The following is a 15,426-nucleotide window of genomic DNA, read 5'->3' on the forward strand; positions in this document are numbered from 1 at the left end:
GCAGTTCCACTGTTTCCGCACCTCATCCAAATCCGGAACGGTGCGGCGCTGAGTGCGTCGCCTCATGCCGGGTGCGCAGACCCGGACAGCCCAGCCTCGGCAGGCAACATGCCATTTTCTCGATACCAGGCAACCTCATCGGCAATGGTCTTTTCCATCGGGCGGAACGACAGACCCAGTTCCGCCTGCGATTTCGTCGGATCAAAACGGCTGTGGTCAAATTCGTTGCGCATGTTCCGCACCGCAGCGAGGCTCAGCAGCGCCGGGCGGCCGGTCAGCCGCGCGACGGCCTCCTGCATCCCCGCGATCAGCCACAGGGCAGCCGCGGGAATGCGGCGACGGGGCGCGGCAACGCCGGTGGTCTTTTCGTAAAGCTGCATCAACTCTGCCATCGCCACATGTCGCCCGGCGGCCAGGTAATGCTCGCCCCGGCGACCCTGCTTTAGCGCGAGGATCTCGGCCTGCGCCACGTCGCGCGCATCGACAAAGGCGAAGGTCGCGGGCGGGATGCCCGGCAGCTTGCGCCGCATGAAATCGAGGGTGAACTGCCCTGCCGCAGTTGGCCCCCGGTCACCCGGCCCATGCATCCAGCCCGGCATGACGAAAACGCCGAAAGTGTCGGGATGTCTGTCCAGGTGCGCCATGACCGTCTGATCCGACAGGATCTTGGATCGGTAGTAGTCATCTGCTCCCCTGGCGGGACGTTTCATGGTTTCGTCCACCACCTGCCCCTTCTTGCCGTCCACCACGGCGATGGAGCTGGTGTGCACGATCTGGCGGATACCGGCCTCATGCGCTGCCGTCAGAAGCCGCGCGGTCGCATCGACGTTGATCGCCTTCAGCTTGGCCCAGTGGCTGCCGCCGTAATAGCTGTCCCGGAAATTGGCCGCCGTGTGAAACAGCGTGTCGCATCCCGCCAAGGCCCTGGCAAAACCCGTCACATCCTCCATGTCTCCTTCGACTATGTCGAGCCCGTCCAGGTCTCCGAACTGCTGCCGTGCCTTTTCAGCGGAGCGGGCCAGGCCCCGCACCTGAACCCCCTCCGCCAACAGCGCGCGGACCAGATTGTTGCCCAGAAGCCCGGTCGCCCCGGTGACAAAGGCAATTCTTGTATCGCGTGCCATCATCTCACCCCAGATCCTGACCGAGGGACTGCATCAACGCGACGCGGTCGTAAAAGACTTCTTCATGCGTCGCATGTTCATCGTTGAAGGTGAAGAACCCGGCAAAGCGGAACTGAAAGGGTTTTCCGCTGGGCTGGATCAGGTGACCACCCATGGCGAAAGGCCCCGTGAACGTGCCGTTGAACACGGCTGTCATCGCCAGGTGCCGGTCGTTCCAGACAACGGGTGACATCTGGACGGTCACATCTGGAAAGGCATCGAACAACGCCTGTTCGCGTGTGCGGGTTTCCTCGCGGCCACGGGTTTCGGTCAGCGGATCGACGAAGTGGAAATCTTCGGACATGAGGGCGAGCAGCGAGTCAAGATCGCGTGTGTTGAAAGCGGCGGTGGCGCGGTCGATAAAGTTGAATGGGATTTGCATGTGAATCTCCTTTGCCGCGCCAATCTACGGCGTCGCATGCCTTCCAAGAACACACAGCAATGGACAATCGTTTTGCGTAGATGCAAAGCGAACCATGACCGATTGGGACGATCTTCGCGTGCTCCTGGCCATTTCGCGGCGCGGCAGTTTCCTGCAGGCCGGGCAGGCTTTGGGCATGGCGGCCTCTACCCTGTCGCGGCGCATCACCCGGTTTGAGGACGAGATCGGCGAACCCGTGGTCGAACGCAGTGTCGAGGGCCTGCGCCTGACCGCAAGAGGGGCTGCATTGGCCGCAACCGCTGAACGCCTTGAACGCGATCTTCAGCAACAGACTGTCAGCAGAACAGGGGAATTGTCCGGCGGGGTGACGGTCACGGCGGGCGACGGGTTTGTGCCCGTGCTGACCCAGGCAATAAACCGTTTCATCGAAATGCATCCGCTCTGCACCGTTGATCTTCTGGTCGATGCGACCCTGACAAAGGTCGCGCGCGGCGGTGTCGACATCGCGGTCCGCACCCTTCACCTGGGCGAACCGTCGCTGATTTACAGCAAGGTCGCTTCGCTGTCCTTTGGCATCTATTGTGCGACGGATTATGCCAGCCGCCTGCCTGCCAACGCCGTGCCGGGCGATGCCGCGATGATCGACCTGTCGCCGCCCTTTGACCAGAATGCCCATCTGCGCAGCGCCCGCTCCGCTGGGTTCATCTCGACGCGGTTTCGGGTGTCTTCCTTCGCGGCACAATTGCAGGCCTGCGCCAGCGGCTACGGCGTGGCGGTCCTGCCCGACCTGCTGTCGGCGGGTCTGGTGAAGCCTTTCGGCCATGTCGATTTGCCACCGATGGACGTGTTCCTGGTCGCCCGCCCCCAAGCCTTGCGCCAGCCCCATCTGCGCGCGTTTTTCGATGTGCTGCGGGATACCTTGCATCGGGCCGGTGCGCATGCGGATGTGCCAAAGGAGGAAAGCATCTGAACCGGAATCGCGGTTTGAGAAGGTAGGAATTCGGGTGTTGAAGTTGGCGGCGTCCTGTCCTACCCATGTCGCAGAATATCATTGCTTTGCTCGTGGGATACGAACAAGCGATTACGAAATCATCCGTCGGGGGGCCCATCCGGGCTGAGAGGTGCATGCACCGACCCGTCGAACCTGATCCGGGTTATACCGGCGTAGGGAACGGGTAGATTGTGCGAAACAGATTGCACGAGGCTCATTCTTACGTCGGCACGCCCATAAGATGGAGACGTGCGCGTGACGAAACACACCCCGATTGTCCTGACGATTGCCGGCTCTGACAGTGGCGGCGGCGCAGGGGTGCAGGCTGACATCAAGGCGTTCTCTGCGACCGGGGCCTATGGTGCGAGTGTCATCACCGCGGTGACCGCGCAGAATACAACAGGCGTGACCGCCGTGCATGAGGTCCCTGCAGATGTTGTTGCCGCGCAGATCGACGCGGTCCTGTCGGACCTGGACGTCGATGTGATCAAACTGGGGATGTTGTTCTCTGCCCCCATCATCGAAGCCACCGCGAAGCGCCTGGCTGCATTCGATGGCCCGTCTGTCGTTGATCCGGTGATGGTCGCAAAGTCCGGTGATGCGCTGTTGCAGGATGCCGCTGTGGCCGCGTTGATCGCGCAGATCCTGCCGCATGCCAGCCTTCTCACCCCGAATTTGCCCGAAGCCGCGCGGCTGTTGAACACAACCGTCGCGACAACGCTCGAAGAGATGGTGCAACAAGGGCTACGGCTGGTCGGGATGGGGCCAAAGAGCGTTCTGGTGAAAGGCGGCCATGCTGTTGGCGGCAACTGCACCGACGTGCTGGTCAATGAAAGCGGCCTTGTGGCCACTTTCGCAGCGCCACGGATTGACACGCGCAACACCCATGGCACCGGGTGCACCTATTCGGCTGCCATTGCGGCAAATCTTGCCAAGGGTCTCAATCTTGAGGATGCCGTGACAGCGGCGCATGGATATCTTCAGGCGGCGATCAAGGCCGCCGACACCTTGCAGATCGGAGAGGGTCACGGCCCGGTGCACCATTTCCATGGCCAATGGGAATGACCGGGGCGACAATCATAGGGGCTGGCGTTGCCGGTCTATGCGTCGCGCGGGCGCTGCTGGATCGCGGCGTCGATGTCATGTTGGTGGATCGGCACGCGGACATTGGCCCGCATGCCTGTTCCTGGTGGGCGGGTGGCATGCTTGCCCCGTTCTGCGAAGGTGAAAGCGCCGAGGAACCCGTTGTCAGGCTGGGGCGTGAAGCCGCGGATTGGTGGGCGGCCAAGACCAGTGCAGTACACCGTTGCGGCTCGCTCGTTGTTTCGTCGATGCGCGACACAGCCGATCTTGCGCGGTTCGCCCGGCGGACAACCGGTTACCGCCAGGTGACCGGATCGGAAATCTCAGACCTGGAGCCCGATCTGGGGCAGCGGTTCACCAAGGGCCTGTTCTTTGAGAGCGAAGCCCACCTTGCCCCCCGCGACGCACTTGCCGAATTGCGCGCAAGTGTCCTTGCGGATGGGGCGGCATTTGTTCAGGACGACGCCGACCCTGACAGATACGCACAACGCGGCCTGACCATTGATTGCCGGGGATTTCATGCTAGGGACAAGCTGCGCGACCTGCGCGGTGTCAAAGGTGAAATGCTGGTTCTGTCCTGCCCGGATGTCACCCTGACGCGGCCCATAAGACTGCTGCACCCCCGTATTCCGCTGTATCTGGTGCCCCGTGGTGACGGTATCTTCATGCTGGGGGCCACGATGATTGAAGGGCATGCGGGCAAACATGCCACCGCGCGTGCCTTGCTGGAATTGCTCAGCGCCGCCTATGCGCTGAACCCCGCCTTCGGGGAGGCCGAGGTGCTGGAAATCGGCGTTGATAGCCGTCCTGCCTTTCTCGACAACCTGCCGCGCATCCGGCGCAGCGGAAACCTGATCCGGGCCAACGGCCTGTTCCGGCACGGCTTTCTTCTGGCCCCGGCGCTGGCGCGGATGGTGGCCGATCTGATCATTGACAACAAAACGCCTGAGGTGATGGATGAAACTGCTGCTTAACGGAGCCCCGATCGACGCGCAGGTTGCGACCCTGGCCGATCTGCTTTTGGCCGAAGGCTTTGGCGATGCCAAAGTTGCCACTGCCGTAAACGGCGAATTTGTGCCCGCACCGGCCCGCCCGGATCATGCGCTTTCGCCGGGGGATGCGGTTGAGGTCCTTGCCCCGATGCAGGGGGGCTAGGCCATGTCGGAATTTTACGGCACGACATTGCCCAATGGCCTGATGCTGGGGACCGCACAATATCCGTCCCCTGCAATCCTGGCGGATGCCTTCAAACGCAGCGGTGCCGGCGTGGCAACCGTGTCCTTGCGCCGTGAAAGCGGTCAGGACCGCGCCGGTCAGGACTTCTGGCAGCTCATTCGCCAGCTCGGCGTGCACGTCCTGCCCAATACCGCCGGGTGCCACAGTGTCAAAGAGGCGGTGACAACCGCACATATGGCGCGTGAAGTGTTTGATACCAGGTGGATCAAGCTGGAAGTCATCGGCGAAGAAGACACCTTGCAGCCCGATGTCTTTGGCCTTGTCGAGGCCGCGCGCATTCTGTCCGAGGACGGGTTTCAGGTCTTTCCCTATACCACGGAGGATCTGGTCGTGGCCGACAGGCTGCTGCACGCGGGTTGCGAGGTACTGATGCCGTGGGGTGCGCCGATCGGGTCGGGGCTCGGGCTGAACAATGTCTTTGGCCTGCGCGCCATGCGCGCCCATTTCCCGGATGTGCCATTGGTCATTGATGCGGGCCTTGGCCTGCCGTCCCATGCCGCCGCCGCGATGGAGATGGGCTTTGACGCTGTCCTGCTGAACACAGCCGTGGCCAAGGCAGGTGACCCCGCCGCCATGGCAGAGGCTTTTGCAAGTGCGATCCGGGCCGGACAGCTGGCCCATGCCGCCGACCCGATGGGTCCGCGCGACATGGCGGCCCCGTCGACCCCGGTGATCGGAAAGGCATTCCTGCAATGACACTGGATCGCTTTTATCCGATTTTCGACAGCGCGGATTGGATCGAACGGCTTGTTCCGCTTGGGATCAAGCTGGTGCAACTGCGGATCAAGGACGCAGCGCCTGATGTGCTGCGCGACAATATCCAACGTGCAAAACGGGTCTGTGCGCAGCACGGATGCACATTGATCATCAATGATTACTGGCAGGCCGCGATTGAGGCGGGCTGCGACTATATCCATCTTGGGCAGGAAGATCTTGATGACGCTGATATCCCAGCCATCCGCGCCGCAAAGCTGCGGCTTGGGATCAGCACCCATGACAAGGCGGAATTGAAGCGCGCGATGGCGCTCGCGCCTGATTACATCGCATTGGGGCCGATTTACCCGACCATCCTGAAGAAGATGAAATGGCATGAGCAGGGTCTGGCAAAGCTGTCCACCTGGCGCGAGCTGATCGGTGAAACGCCGCTGGTCGCAATCGGGGGCATGTCGGTCGACCGCGCGCAGGGTGCGTTTGATGCTGGCGCGGATGTGGTCGCCGCTGTCACGGACATCACCTTGAACCCAAGCCCGGAGGACCGTGTCCGCGCATGGCTGAGGGTGACCCGATGAGCCGATATGCGCGCCAGATTTCCATGCCCGAGGTGGGCGCTGCGGGGCAGGCGGCAATTCAGGCTGCACATGTTGTGGTGATTGGGGTCGGCGGTCTGGGAGCACCCGCATTGCAGTATCTGGTGGGCGCAGGCGTTGGCCGACTGACCCTGGTGGATGGCGATGTGATTTCCCTTTCCAACCTGCACCGGCAGACCCTGTTTCGAGAGGCGGATATTGGTCAATCCAAAGCCATTGTTGCGGCCCAAACCTTGCGGGCATTGAATGGTGCCTGCGCGATCGACACTGTTGAGACTCCGCTGGACCCTGCCAATGCGAAAACACTTGTATCTCGGGCCACGCTTGTTCTGGATTGCGCCGACAGCTTTGCCACCAGTTATATCCTGTCCGATACCTGCAAGGCACTGGGCGTCCCCCTGGTCAGCGCATCCGTCTTGAGGTTCGGCGGCTATGTGGGTGGCTTTTGCCAGATGGCACCATCGCTGCGCGCGCTGTTCCCCGACCTGCCGGATCGCGCGGAAAACTGTGCAACAGCCGGGGTCATGGGGCCGGTTGTCGGCATGATCGGGGCCGCTCAGGCGCAGATGGCCCTGGCCTACCTGATCGGCCAGAAACCATCCCCCCTGGGCCAGTTGATCCGCTTTGACATGCAGACTTTCCGCTCCAGCGGATTCCGGTTCGACACAGCACCGGAGCCCGAACCTGATTTCAGGTTTATCGCGCCCTCGCAGGTCAATGGCCGCGATTTTGTCGTCGAGCTGCGCGATGCGGAAGAAGCCGAGACGCCGGTGACCGCAGAGGCGCGGCGGCTCACCGTCGCACAATTCGCCGATCAACGACCCACCCCAGACGTCAATCAACGCGCGGTCTTTGCATGCCGTTCCGGTTTGCGCGCCTGGCAAGCCGCCCGTCACCTCCGCTCCTATTGGGGCGGGGACATCACCCTGATTGCAATGGGCAACCCCCCTCCAACCGAAAGACAGCCGATATGAAACTGACCCAATTGACCGTCGCATTTTCCTTTGCGGCCTCGCCGCTGATGGCCGCCGATCAGATGACCGTTCTGCTTGATTGGTTCATCAACCCCGATCATGGGCCGATCATAGTGGCGCAGGAACTGGGCTATTTCGCGGATCAGGGTCTTGAAGTTGACATTATCGCCCCCGCCGATCCTTCCGATCCGCCAAAACTGGTGGCTGCCGGACAGGCCGATCTGGCGGTATCCTATCAACCACAGCTTCACTTGCAGATCCATGAGGGCCTGCCCTTGCAACGTGTCGGCACCTTGATCGCCACACCGTTGAATTGTCTTCTGGCCCTCGCTGACGGCCCGGTCCAATCCCCTGCCGATTTGGCAGGCAAAAAGGTTGGCTTTTCTGTCGGCGGAGTTGAAGAGGCGGTTTTGGGCACGATCCTGCGCCACCACGGCTTGTCGTTGGATGATGTGGAACTGGTCAACGTAAACTGGTCACTATCCCCGTCCTTGATGTCTGGTCAGGTCGATGCGGTCATCGGCGCATATCGCAATTTTGAACTCAATCAGATGGAAATCGAAGGCGTCGAGGGCAATTGCTTTTTTGTAGAAGAAGAGGGCCTGCCGTCTTATGATGAACTGATCTATGTCGCCAACTCCGGGACGATGGACAAGGAAATGATTGCGCGCTTTCTGGCCGCGACCGAAAAGGCGACGCAGTACATCGTGAACAACCCCGAAAAGAGCTGGGAAGTCTTTTCGGCTACCTCTGCCGAGTTGCAGGACGCTCTGAATGCCAAGGCATGGGTTGATACGCTGCCACGCTTTGCTCTGCGTCCGACAGCCATGGACGAAGGTCGCTATGCCACGTTTGAGGCGTTCCTGCATGAGGTTGGTCTGATCCCGTCGCAAAACCCCGTGTCGAAGATCGCCATCGACGTGACGGCGAACTGATGGTGCCCGATTATGGAAAAACCTTCGCGCTGTGGCGTGCGGGGGCCGGTGACGCATGGCGCGACTACACGCATCACGCCTTTGTCGAGGGGCTGGGTGACGGCACCCTGCCGCGCGCTGCATTCCTGCACTACCTGATCCAGGACTATGTTTTTCTGATCCATTTTGCCCGCGCGTGGTCGCTGGCCGTGGTCAAATCCGAAACCCTTGAGGAAATGAGAATTTGCGCCGGAACGGTCGATGCATTGGTCAATCACGAGATGTCGCTGCATGTAACGACATGCGCGACCGAGGGGATTGACGAGGCCACATTGTTTGCCGCCTCGGAAGCTGTCGAAAACCTTGCCTACACGCGTTACGTGATGGACGCGGGGGTTCAAGGCGACTTTCTGGATCTCATGGCGGCATTGGCGCCTTGCGTCATGGGGTACGGCGAAATCGGCTTGCGGTTGGCAGGCAGCAAAGCCCGCGACACGCCCTATGCCGCCTGGATTGCGACCTATGCGGACCCCGGTTATCAGGCGGTTTGTGCCAATGTTGGTGCCATGATCGACAATGCCGTTGCGCGCCGGATCGGTGATTTGTCGCAGTCGCCGCGTGCCGAAACCCTGCGGGGCAGGTTTGGCAAAGCGACGAAACTGGAAGTCGGATTCTGGCAAATGGGACTGAACGGCGCATGAATACATCGCCGGGGATCACATTAAGGGGCCAGCACCGGATCGGTGATCGGGTTCTGTTCAACGCCGACCTGCACATCCCCGGCGCGCAATGGACGTGCCTTTTGGGACCGTCAGGTGTCGGCAAATCAACGATCCTGCGGCTGATCCTCGACCTTGAGACGGGCGGCGACTTCAACGGCTCAATTGCGGCCACGGATGGCATGCCTCTGGCGGGTCGTATCAGTTACATGGCGCAGTCTGACCTGTTGCTGCCGTGGCTGTCCGTGCTGGACAACGTCTGTATCGGCGCGCGGCTGCGGGGGGTGGCCCCCGATGCTGACCGCGCCTGCGACCTTCTGCGTCGGGTCGGGCTGTCAGACCATTCAGGCCAGAAACCCGCCTCCCTGTCTGGTGGCATGCGGCAACGCGCTGCGCTTGCGCGCACCTTGTTCGAGGATCGCCCAATTGTGTTTCTGGACGAGCCGTTTTCCGCGCTTGATGCAGGTACACGTGCCGACATGCAGGAACTGGCGGCCGAGGTTCTTGGGGGCCGCACCGTTTTGTTGATCACCCATGATCCTGCAGAAGCCGCACGTCTGGCGGATCAGATTACTGTCATGTCAGCGCAAGGCACGCAAAACTGGCCAACCCCTGAAACCGCAGCCCTGAGAGAGATCAACGCCGCCGAAACGCTCGCCTGTCAGGCCCGGTTGCTGTCGTATTTGCGCGGGATCGCCGCATGAAATTTCGCGATACCTTGCTGGCGTTGTTGATCGGGCTGGGCCTGTGGCAAATGCTGGTCATTGTCACCCAAGCGCCCCACTTCATCCTACCATCCCCCTGGCGGGTTGCACTGGCCGCATACAAAAGCCGCGTGGTTATTGTCGAAAACGCGTGGATCACCGCAACCGAAGTGGTGCTTGGCTTGCTGATTGGCACGATCCTTGGCGTTGCAACGGCGATCCAGCTGGCGATTTCCAAGACCGCCGAACGGCTGATGTTGCCAATTCTTGTCTTTACCCAGGCTGTGCCCGTTTTTGCGCTGGCCCCCTTGCTAACGCTCTGGTTCGGCTATGGCATGGGGTCAAAGATCGTCATGGCGGTGCTGATCATCTACTTTCCTGTCACTTCCGCGTTCCATGACGGGCTGACCCGCATTGACAGCGGATACCGCGATTTGTCGATTTCGATGCGCGCAGGCACGTGGCATTTCATGCGGCACATTCAGATTCCGCAAGCGCTGCCCAGTCTTGGCACAGGTCTGCGACTTGCGGCAGTTTACGCCCCGATCGGGGCGGTGATCGGTGAATGGGTCGGCGCCTCCAGGGGTCTTGGCTATCTGATGCTGCTTGCCAATGGCCGCGCGAAAATTGACCTGATGTTTGCCAGCTTGATCGTTCTTGCCTGTCTGACCGTGATCTTACATGTTGCGGTCGGCATGTTGGCCAGCAGATTGACCTGGTACGCCCAAGGCACATCCAGGCCTTAGAAAGCATGAAGACGGATAGGCGACAGGCAGTTGAGCGAAATTCCTTTGCCGCGGCGTTCCAGGGCGTGGACTTCGGGCAGGCTGGCAGGCTTTCCCGCAACTTCGGACCGGTGCGCCGGGAACCGGAATTCAGCCTGCCACAACCGCCTGAAGGTCGAAGATGGGCAGCAGAACGGCAAGGACGATCACCAGCACCATCGCACCCACCAGCATCATCAACGCAGGCTCAAGCAGGGCGGCAATGCGTTTGCGTTCGGTGGAAAGGCCGTTCTCGACAAGCACCGCACTGCGCTCTGTCATGCTGGCCAGCCTGACGGAGGCTTCCCCGGCCTGAATGAGCTGTCTTGCGACCGGCGGGATGATCGTCAGTGCGCGCAGCGCCTGCGACATCGTCTCTCCCCGTGAGACGGCCAGGGACACCTGTGCGGCCTCCTGTTGGAACCGTGCCACATCCAAGACTTCGGAGGCATTCTGGATGGCGACCGGCACGGTGTTCTTGCTGCTGAGGACCAGCGCCAGCGTGCGCAGGTATTGCACGGCGGCGGACAGGCGCATGAAACGGCCCACCAGCGGCAGCCGCAGGAACAGCTTGTCGCGCTGGGCGCGAATGGCAGGCACGCGCCCCGAGGCAAAGCCGAAAGCGACAAGGCAGGCCAGGGCGATCATCAGAAGGGTGAAATTTGCCTGTATCCAGTTGCTGATACCCAGCACCACCTGGGTGATGGAGGGCAGCGGCTGATCGGACAGTTCGTACATTGCCACGATTTCAGGCGCGACATTGACCATGAGGATCGCGCAGACCAGCAGGGCGACGGCCGCCACAAACGCGGGATAGATCAGTGCGGTCGAGATTTGTGCCTTGTCCACCCCCTGGTTTTCAAGGTGATCGGCAAGTTCGTTGAACACCCCGGCGAGGTTTCCCGCAGTTTCACCGGCCCGGACGGATGCGACATAATAGGGAGCAAAGCCCGCTTGCGTGCGTCGCAATGCATCAGAGAGGGTCGCGCCATCCATCAGGTCCGCGCGCGCCCTTGCGGCTACCGCATCAAGGCTGGGGTGCCCGCCCTGCCGGACAGCTTCCAGGGCTTCGTCCACGGGCAGTTCGGCACCCAGCAGCACGGCCATCTGCCGGGTGAACACCGCCTGTAGGTCAGGGTTCAGGCTGGCGCGCTTCTGACCGGAGAACAGGCCCGAGGTCGCCCTGTTGCGCCGTTCATTCAGCTCAGAAACAAACAGGCCTTTCTCGGCAAGTTGGGCGGCGGCATGGGCTTCGGTATCGGCGATCACCGTGCCCGATTTGCGTTTCCCCGCTTCGGTGAACGCAACATAGGCGTAGGCTCTCACGCGACATCCCCGACCACGCGGAGGGTCTCGGCGATGCTGGTCCGGCCTGCCGCCACTTCGATCAGGCCCTGTCCGATGAGGGTTTCCCGACCGGTCAGGGCCAGCCTGCGCATCTCGGCTTCACTGGCACCGGCATCAATGGCCGCGCGCAGGGCTTCACCCACTTCGATCATCTCGAAGATACCGACCCGCCCGGCATAGCCGGAATTGCCGCAGGCGGGACACCCCTCTGCCGCATGAATGGTATCAGGCACCCGCAGGTCATGCCGGGTAAAATGGTCGGCCTCGGCTTCGCTTGGCGCATGGGGGCGACGGCATGCGCTGCACAGACGGCGCAGCAACCGTTGGGCAATCACGCCGCGCAGGGTGGCGGCGATCAGGAAATCGTCCAGCCCCAGATCGCGCAGGCGCACCACCGCGCCCACCGACCCGTTGGCGTGCAGCGAAGAAAACACCAGGTGTCCGGTAAGTGCAGCCTGTGCGGCAACGCTGGAGGTTTCGCCATCCCGAATTTCCCCCACCAGGATCACGTCCGGGTCCTGCCGCAGGGTCGCGCGCAGCCCATTGGCAAAGGTCATCCCGATCTCGGCATTGATCTGCGACTGCGAGATGCCGGGAAGATCGTATTCGATGGGGTCCTCGACGGTGACGATATTGCGCTCGTCACGGTTGGCCAGCTTCAGCAGCGAATAAAGCGTCGTTGTCTTGCCTGCCCCTGTCGGCCCGGTGGCCAGAATCACACCGTTTGGCAGGGCCGCCAGCCGGTGCAACAGCGTGACCTGATCCTTGCTGAGACCCAGATCGGACAATTCCATCAGCCCCGCCGAGCGATCGAGAATCCGCAGCACGATCCGTTCGCCGTAGTTACCGGGAAGCGAGCTGACACGCGTGTCGATCTGCCGTCCGCCCAGCGACAGGGGAATGCGCCCGTCTTGCGGCAGGCGCGTTTCCGCGATGTCGAGCCCGGCCATGACCTTGAGCCGCGAAACCACCCGTTTCACCGGAACGTCAGAGCGGTCCATCACTGTCTTGAGAAAGCCATCGACACGCATCCGCGCCCGCAGGCCGCCTTCATAGGGTTCTATGTGCAGGTCAGATGCGCCCGCCGTAACGGCACGGCGCAGCAGTTGGTTCACCAGTTGAACCACCGGGGCGTCGCCGGAATCTTCCAGAAGGTCGCGCTGACGTGCCGGCCCCTGGCCGCCGCCGCCGGTGTCTTCCAGGTCAAAGGACAGGGTGTCCTGGGTGTCGGTGCTGTCATCCTTGGATTGGTAGACCCGTGCCAGCGCCCCTTCGAAACCCGCTGCATCCCGGGTGACAAGGGTCAGTGGCCCTTGGCGCGCCGCGCGCCGCTGTGCCTCGCGCAGGCCTGTCTGGGTGGCGGCCGGTCCCAGGATGATATCGGAACCGTCCAGGATTACCTGCTGATCGCGGGCAAAGACAAATGGCAGCCGCGGTCTGGCCGGGATCGGATCAGTCACGCCCGCCTTTGAACCTAAGTCGGGTCGGGAGGGGGGGATAGTTTCGGTCTTGCGCAAAGTCATCGACAAATCCGGCGTCAAAGGGTTGGTTCAAATCCACGCCATCGAAGGGCAGGGTGCCATTGGGCGTCTTTGGGTACTGTCCATCATCGAGGGGCTGCAACGCAAGGGTCGCGTTTTTAGCTTCACGGGCAAGCGCGGTGGTGATCTTGCGAGCCTCATGGTCATCCTTGACCACGCGCGGGCGCAACATGACCAGCAGCACGCGCTGGTTCTTGTTGGCGTTCTTGCCCCGGAACAGGCCACCGACCAGTGGCAGTTTGCTGAGCCCCGGAACCCGCTGCGACACGGAACCGGACCCGTTTTCCAACAGCCCGCCCAGCATGATGACGTTGCCGTCGCGGACCAGAACCGTCGTGGACAAGGCGCGGCGTGCCGTGATCTCGCCACCGGCGGAGGAGGTGCTGTTGGTCAGGTTCGAAACTTCCTGTTCGATCTCCATCCGCACGGTGCGGTCCGCATTGATCTGCGGTGTCACCTTGAGGGTCAGGCCGACATCCTGGCGTTCGATGGTCTGGAACGGGTTATCGGGCTGGGCGGTTTCGCCAACCTGGGCGAAGGAGCCTGTCACGAAGGGAACGTTCTGCGCCACGACGATCTCTGCTTCCTGGTTGTTCAGGGTCATGATCGACGGGGTGGACAACAGGCGGGTGGAATTCGTGGATGCAATGGCGCTGAGCAGCCCGACGATCCCCTCCCCGCTGGAGTTGCGCGCACCGACCCCGAAAAAGCCGCCGTTGCCGGGTGTCGGCACGGTGTTGGTCGTATTGTTCAGGACAGAGGACACAAGGCTGGTCAGGCTGGGTCGCCCGTCCAGGGAGAACTCCACGCCGCCGATGATCGCGTCATTGAGGATTGCGCCGAACTGCGCGGACAGGTCGGCAAAACCCATGACCGACATTTCAAAGATGACCGCTTCGACCAGCACTTGCGTGGGGCGGCGATCGAGGAAATGCACCATCTCGATGATGTCGCTCATCTGGTCGGGTGGGGCGGTGATGAGCAGGGTATTTGTCTGTGTCTCCGGGATGATCCGCACAGCCGCGTCGGTTTCCGCACGTTGTTCGTTGGTAATGGCGCGGGTCACCACATCCGCAAGGCGGGTGGCATCGGCATAATTCAGTTCCACCGCGCGGGATGCGACATTGGCGTTCTGCGTGTCCAGCCGAGAGGCAAGCGTGCGGATCTGCTGTACCAGACTGTCGGACCCGGAGACGATCAGCGCATTGGAGCGCCGGTCGATGGATACCGCCGCATCTGCCGGAACGATCTGCATGGACTGGATCACCTGCAGCACCTCGGCGGCATCCGCGTTGCGCAGGCGTACCATTTCGATGGGGCGTTCTCGCGGGGTATCCAGACGCCGGATCAACTCTTCGATCCGGGCATGGTTCTGGCCCCTGTCAGACAGGATCAGCAGGTTGGAGCCTGGCACGGGGGACAGGACGGCTTCTGCCGGAAGCAGGGGGCGGATCACTTCGATGATCTCTGCCAGCGGGACGTTATTGACCTCGATCACGCGGGTCTCGAACCCTTTGGGTGCTGTCCGTGCCGGGCCGGAGGCCAGTTCGCGCGCGACGTTCATTGGCACGATCCGGTCCACGCTGGAGCCTTGCACGATGGTCAGCCGGTTCAGTTCGAGCACATTCAGGAAAACGTCGTATAGTTCTGCAGGTGTCAGCGTATCGGGGGCAAGCACCGTGACGGTGCCGCGCACGTTGGGGTCGAGCACAAAGCTGCGGTTGGTAGCCTCTGATACGATCTCGACAAAGCTGCGCAGATCCGCATCGCGCAGGTCCAGTTCAATTTGCGCAGCTGCCGGGGGGGCCGTGACCACAACCGAAACAAGGGCATGAAAACATGCCATGGAAAGGGCCAGCATTGCCGCCCTCAGGGATAAAATACGTTTCATGACCGCTCTCTGCCTCAAGCCCGGTGCAGGTTCTTGATGACCGCATTCGGGGATTTGCCATGTATTGGGTTGAATCCTAGCGCATAATCCGCTGCGATGCACGTCTTTCGTACGCAATCCGGAAGGCTGTGGCCAATCGGTCGCGCGGCGGCGTCAGCCGGGCGGACGGTTTTCCTCGACAAAACCGAGAAGGGCCAGATCATCACCCCCGTTGTCGATCCACACGCCTTGCTCGTCTATGCGTTCGACGGTCGCGCCATTGCTGAGAACGTCGCCCACCCGCATCAGTTGATCGCCGCTGGGATGCGACACCATCGCCCAGATCTTCTGATCCACGCGCACCACCCCTTTCAAGGCATAGCCCAGACTGTCCAGCGGGGGGCGCGGGGGCTGCGGCTCTGGCGTGGGGG

General features: G+C 61.8%; 17 protein-coding genes and 1 riboswitch. Of the genes, 11 read left to right on the forward strand and 6 right to left on the reverse strand.

The genetic code is table 11. The features are described 5' to 3' along the window. Positions 1-62 precede the first annotated feature (62 nt). Together A8B82_RS23305 and A8B82_RS23310 are read right to left on the reverse strand one after the other, a co-directional pair. Complete coding sequence (locus tag A8B82_RS23305) at positions 63-1,124, reverse strand: SDR family oxidoreductase (RefSeq protein ID WP_067298438.1); 1,062 nt, start codon at positions 1,122-1,124, stop codon at positions 63-65. 4 nt (positions 1,125-1,128) lie between these two features. Continuing rightward, positions 1,129-1,545: an ester cyclase gene (locus A8B82_RS23310; RefSeq protein WP_067298090.1), complete on the reverse strand. Its 417-nt coding sequence runs from the start codon at positions 1,543-1,545 to the stop codon at positions 1,129-1,131. A gap of 94 nt (positions 1,546-1,639) precedes the next feature. Here A8B82_RS23310 and A8B82_RS23315 point away from each other — a divergent pair, with 94 nt between their 5' ends. From A8B82_RS23315 to A8B82_RS23365, 11 genes are all read left to right on the forward strand, one after another. Further along, positions 1,640-2,515 carry a LysR family transcriptional regulator gene (locus A8B82_RS23315; RefSeq protein WP_067298092.1) on the forward strand — a complete coding sequence of 292 codons (876 nt, stop codon included), beginning with the start codon at positions 1,640-1,642 and terminating at the stop codon, positions 2,513-2,515. Positions 2,516-2,632: 117 nt separating this feature from the next. Then, positions 2,633-2,733: riboswitch (TPP riboswitch) on the forward strand. A gap of 58 nt (positions 2,734-2,791) precedes the next feature. Further along, the gene (gene thiD, locus A8B82_RS23320) at positions 2,792-3,601 is read left to right on the forward strand and encodes a bifunctional hydroxymethylpyrimidine kinase/phosphomethylpyrimidine kinase (RefSeq protein ID WP_067298439.1); all 810 of its coding nucleotides are present in this window, start codon (positions 2,792-2,794) and stop codon (positions 3,599-3,601) included. Then, positions 3,598-4,593, forward strand: a complete 996-nt coding sequence (locus tag A8B82_RS23325; RefSeq protein WP_067298094.1) for an FAD-dependent oxidoreductase — start codon at positions 3,598-3,600, stop codon at positions 4,591-4,593. Before thiD ends, A8B82_RS23325 begins: the two co-directional genes overlap by 4 nt. Next, entirely contained in the window at positions 4,577-4,774 is a 198-nt protein-coding gene (gene thiS, locus A8B82_RS23330) for a sulfur carrier protein ThiS (protein ID WP_067298097.1), read from the forward strand. Before A8B82_RS23325 ends, thiS begins: the two co-directional genes overlap by 17 nt. A gap of 3 nt (positions 4,775-4,777) precedes the next feature. Continuing rightward, on the forward strand, positions 4,778-5,551 hold the full coding sequence (locus A8B82_RS23335; RefSeq protein ID WP_067298099.1) for a thiazole synthase: 774 nt from the start codon (positions 4,778-4,780) through the stop codon (positions 5,549-5,551). Continuing rightward, entirely contained in the window at positions 5,548-6,144 is a 597-nt protein-coding gene (locus tag A8B82_RS23340; protein ID WP_067298102.1) for a thiamine phosphate synthase, read from the forward strand. Before A8B82_RS23335 ends, A8B82_RS23340 begins: the two co-directional genes overlap by 4 nt. Next, the gene (locus A8B82_RS23345; RefSeq protein ID WP_201120893.1) at positions 6,141-7,136 is read left to right on the forward strand and encodes a HesA/MoeB/ThiF family protein; all 996 of its coding nucleotides are present in this window, start codon (positions 6,141-6,143) and stop codon (positions 7,134-7,136) included. The genes A8B82_RS23340 and A8B82_RS23345 overlap by 4 nt, the downstream gene beginning before the upstream one ends. After that, a complete protein-coding gene (locus A8B82_RS23350; RefSeq protein ID WP_067298106.1) occupies positions 7,133-8,071 on the forward strand; it encodes an ABC transporter substrate-binding protein in 939 nt (312 codons plus the stop codon). Before A8B82_RS23345 ends, A8B82_RS23350 begins: the two co-directional genes overlap by 4 nt. Beyond that, positions 8,071-8,751 (forward strand): TenA family protein, encoded by a 681-nt coding sequence (locus A8B82_RS23355; RefSeq protein WP_067298109.1) that lies wholly within the window; start codon positions 8,071-8,073, stop codon positions 8,749-8,751. Before A8B82_RS23350 ends, A8B82_RS23355 begins: the two co-directional genes overlap by 1 nt. Continuing rightward, on the forward strand, positions 8,748-9,473 hold the full coding sequence (locus tag A8B82_RS23360; protein ID WP_067298112.1) for an ABC transporter ATP-binding protein: 726 nt from the start codon (positions 8,748-8,750) through the stop codon (positions 9,471-9,473). The genes A8B82_RS23355 and A8B82_RS23360 overlap by 4 nt, the downstream gene beginning before the upstream one ends. Beyond that, positions 9,470-10,219, forward strand: a complete 750-nt coding sequence (locus A8B82_RS23365) for an ABC transporter permease (protein WP_067298114.1) — start codon at positions 9,470-9,472, stop codon at positions 10,217-10,219. Before A8B82_RS23360 ends, A8B82_RS23365 begins: the two co-directional genes overlap by 4 nt. 129 nt (positions 10,220-10,348) lie before the next feature. Here the strand turns inward: A8B82_RS23365 and A8B82_RS23370 are convergent, their stop codons facing one another. From A8B82_RS23370 to A8B82_RS24295, 4 genes are all read right to left on the reverse strand, one after another. Further along, positions 10,349-11,563 (reverse strand): type II secretion system F family protein, encoded by a 1,215-nt coding sequence (locus A8B82_RS23370; protein WP_067298117.1) that lies wholly within the window; start codon positions 11,561-11,563, stop codon positions 10,349-10,351. Further along, positions 11,560-13,044 carry a GspE/PulE family protein gene (locus tag A8B82_RS23375; protein WP_235604783.1) on the reverse strand — a complete coding sequence of 495 codons (1,485 nt, stop codon included), beginning with the start codon at positions 13,042-13,044 and terminating at the stop codon, positions 11,560-11,562. Before A8B82_RS23375 ends, A8B82_RS23370 begins: the two co-directional genes overlap by 4 nt. Continuing rightward, positions 13,037-15,016, reverse strand: coding sequence for a type II secretion system secretin GspD (gspD, locus tag A8B82_RS23380; RefSeq protein WP_067298120.1), 1,980 nt, complete (start codon positions 15,014-15,016; stop codon positions 13,037-13,039). The genes A8B82_RS23375 and gspD overlap by 8 nt, the downstream gene beginning before the upstream one ends. A gap of 153 nt (positions 15,017-15,169) precedes the next feature. Then, a partial coding sequence (locus A8B82_RS24295) for a hypothetical protein (RefSeq protein ID WP_161489501.1) occupies positions 15,170-15,426 on the reverse strand: 257 nt, incomplete at its 5' end.

The sequence above is a fragment of the Sulfitobacter sp. EhC04 genome (genome assembly GCF_001650875.1).
Classification (GTDB): Bacteria; Pseudomonadota; Alphaproteobacteria; order Rhodobacterales; family Rhodobacteraceae; genus Sulfitobacter.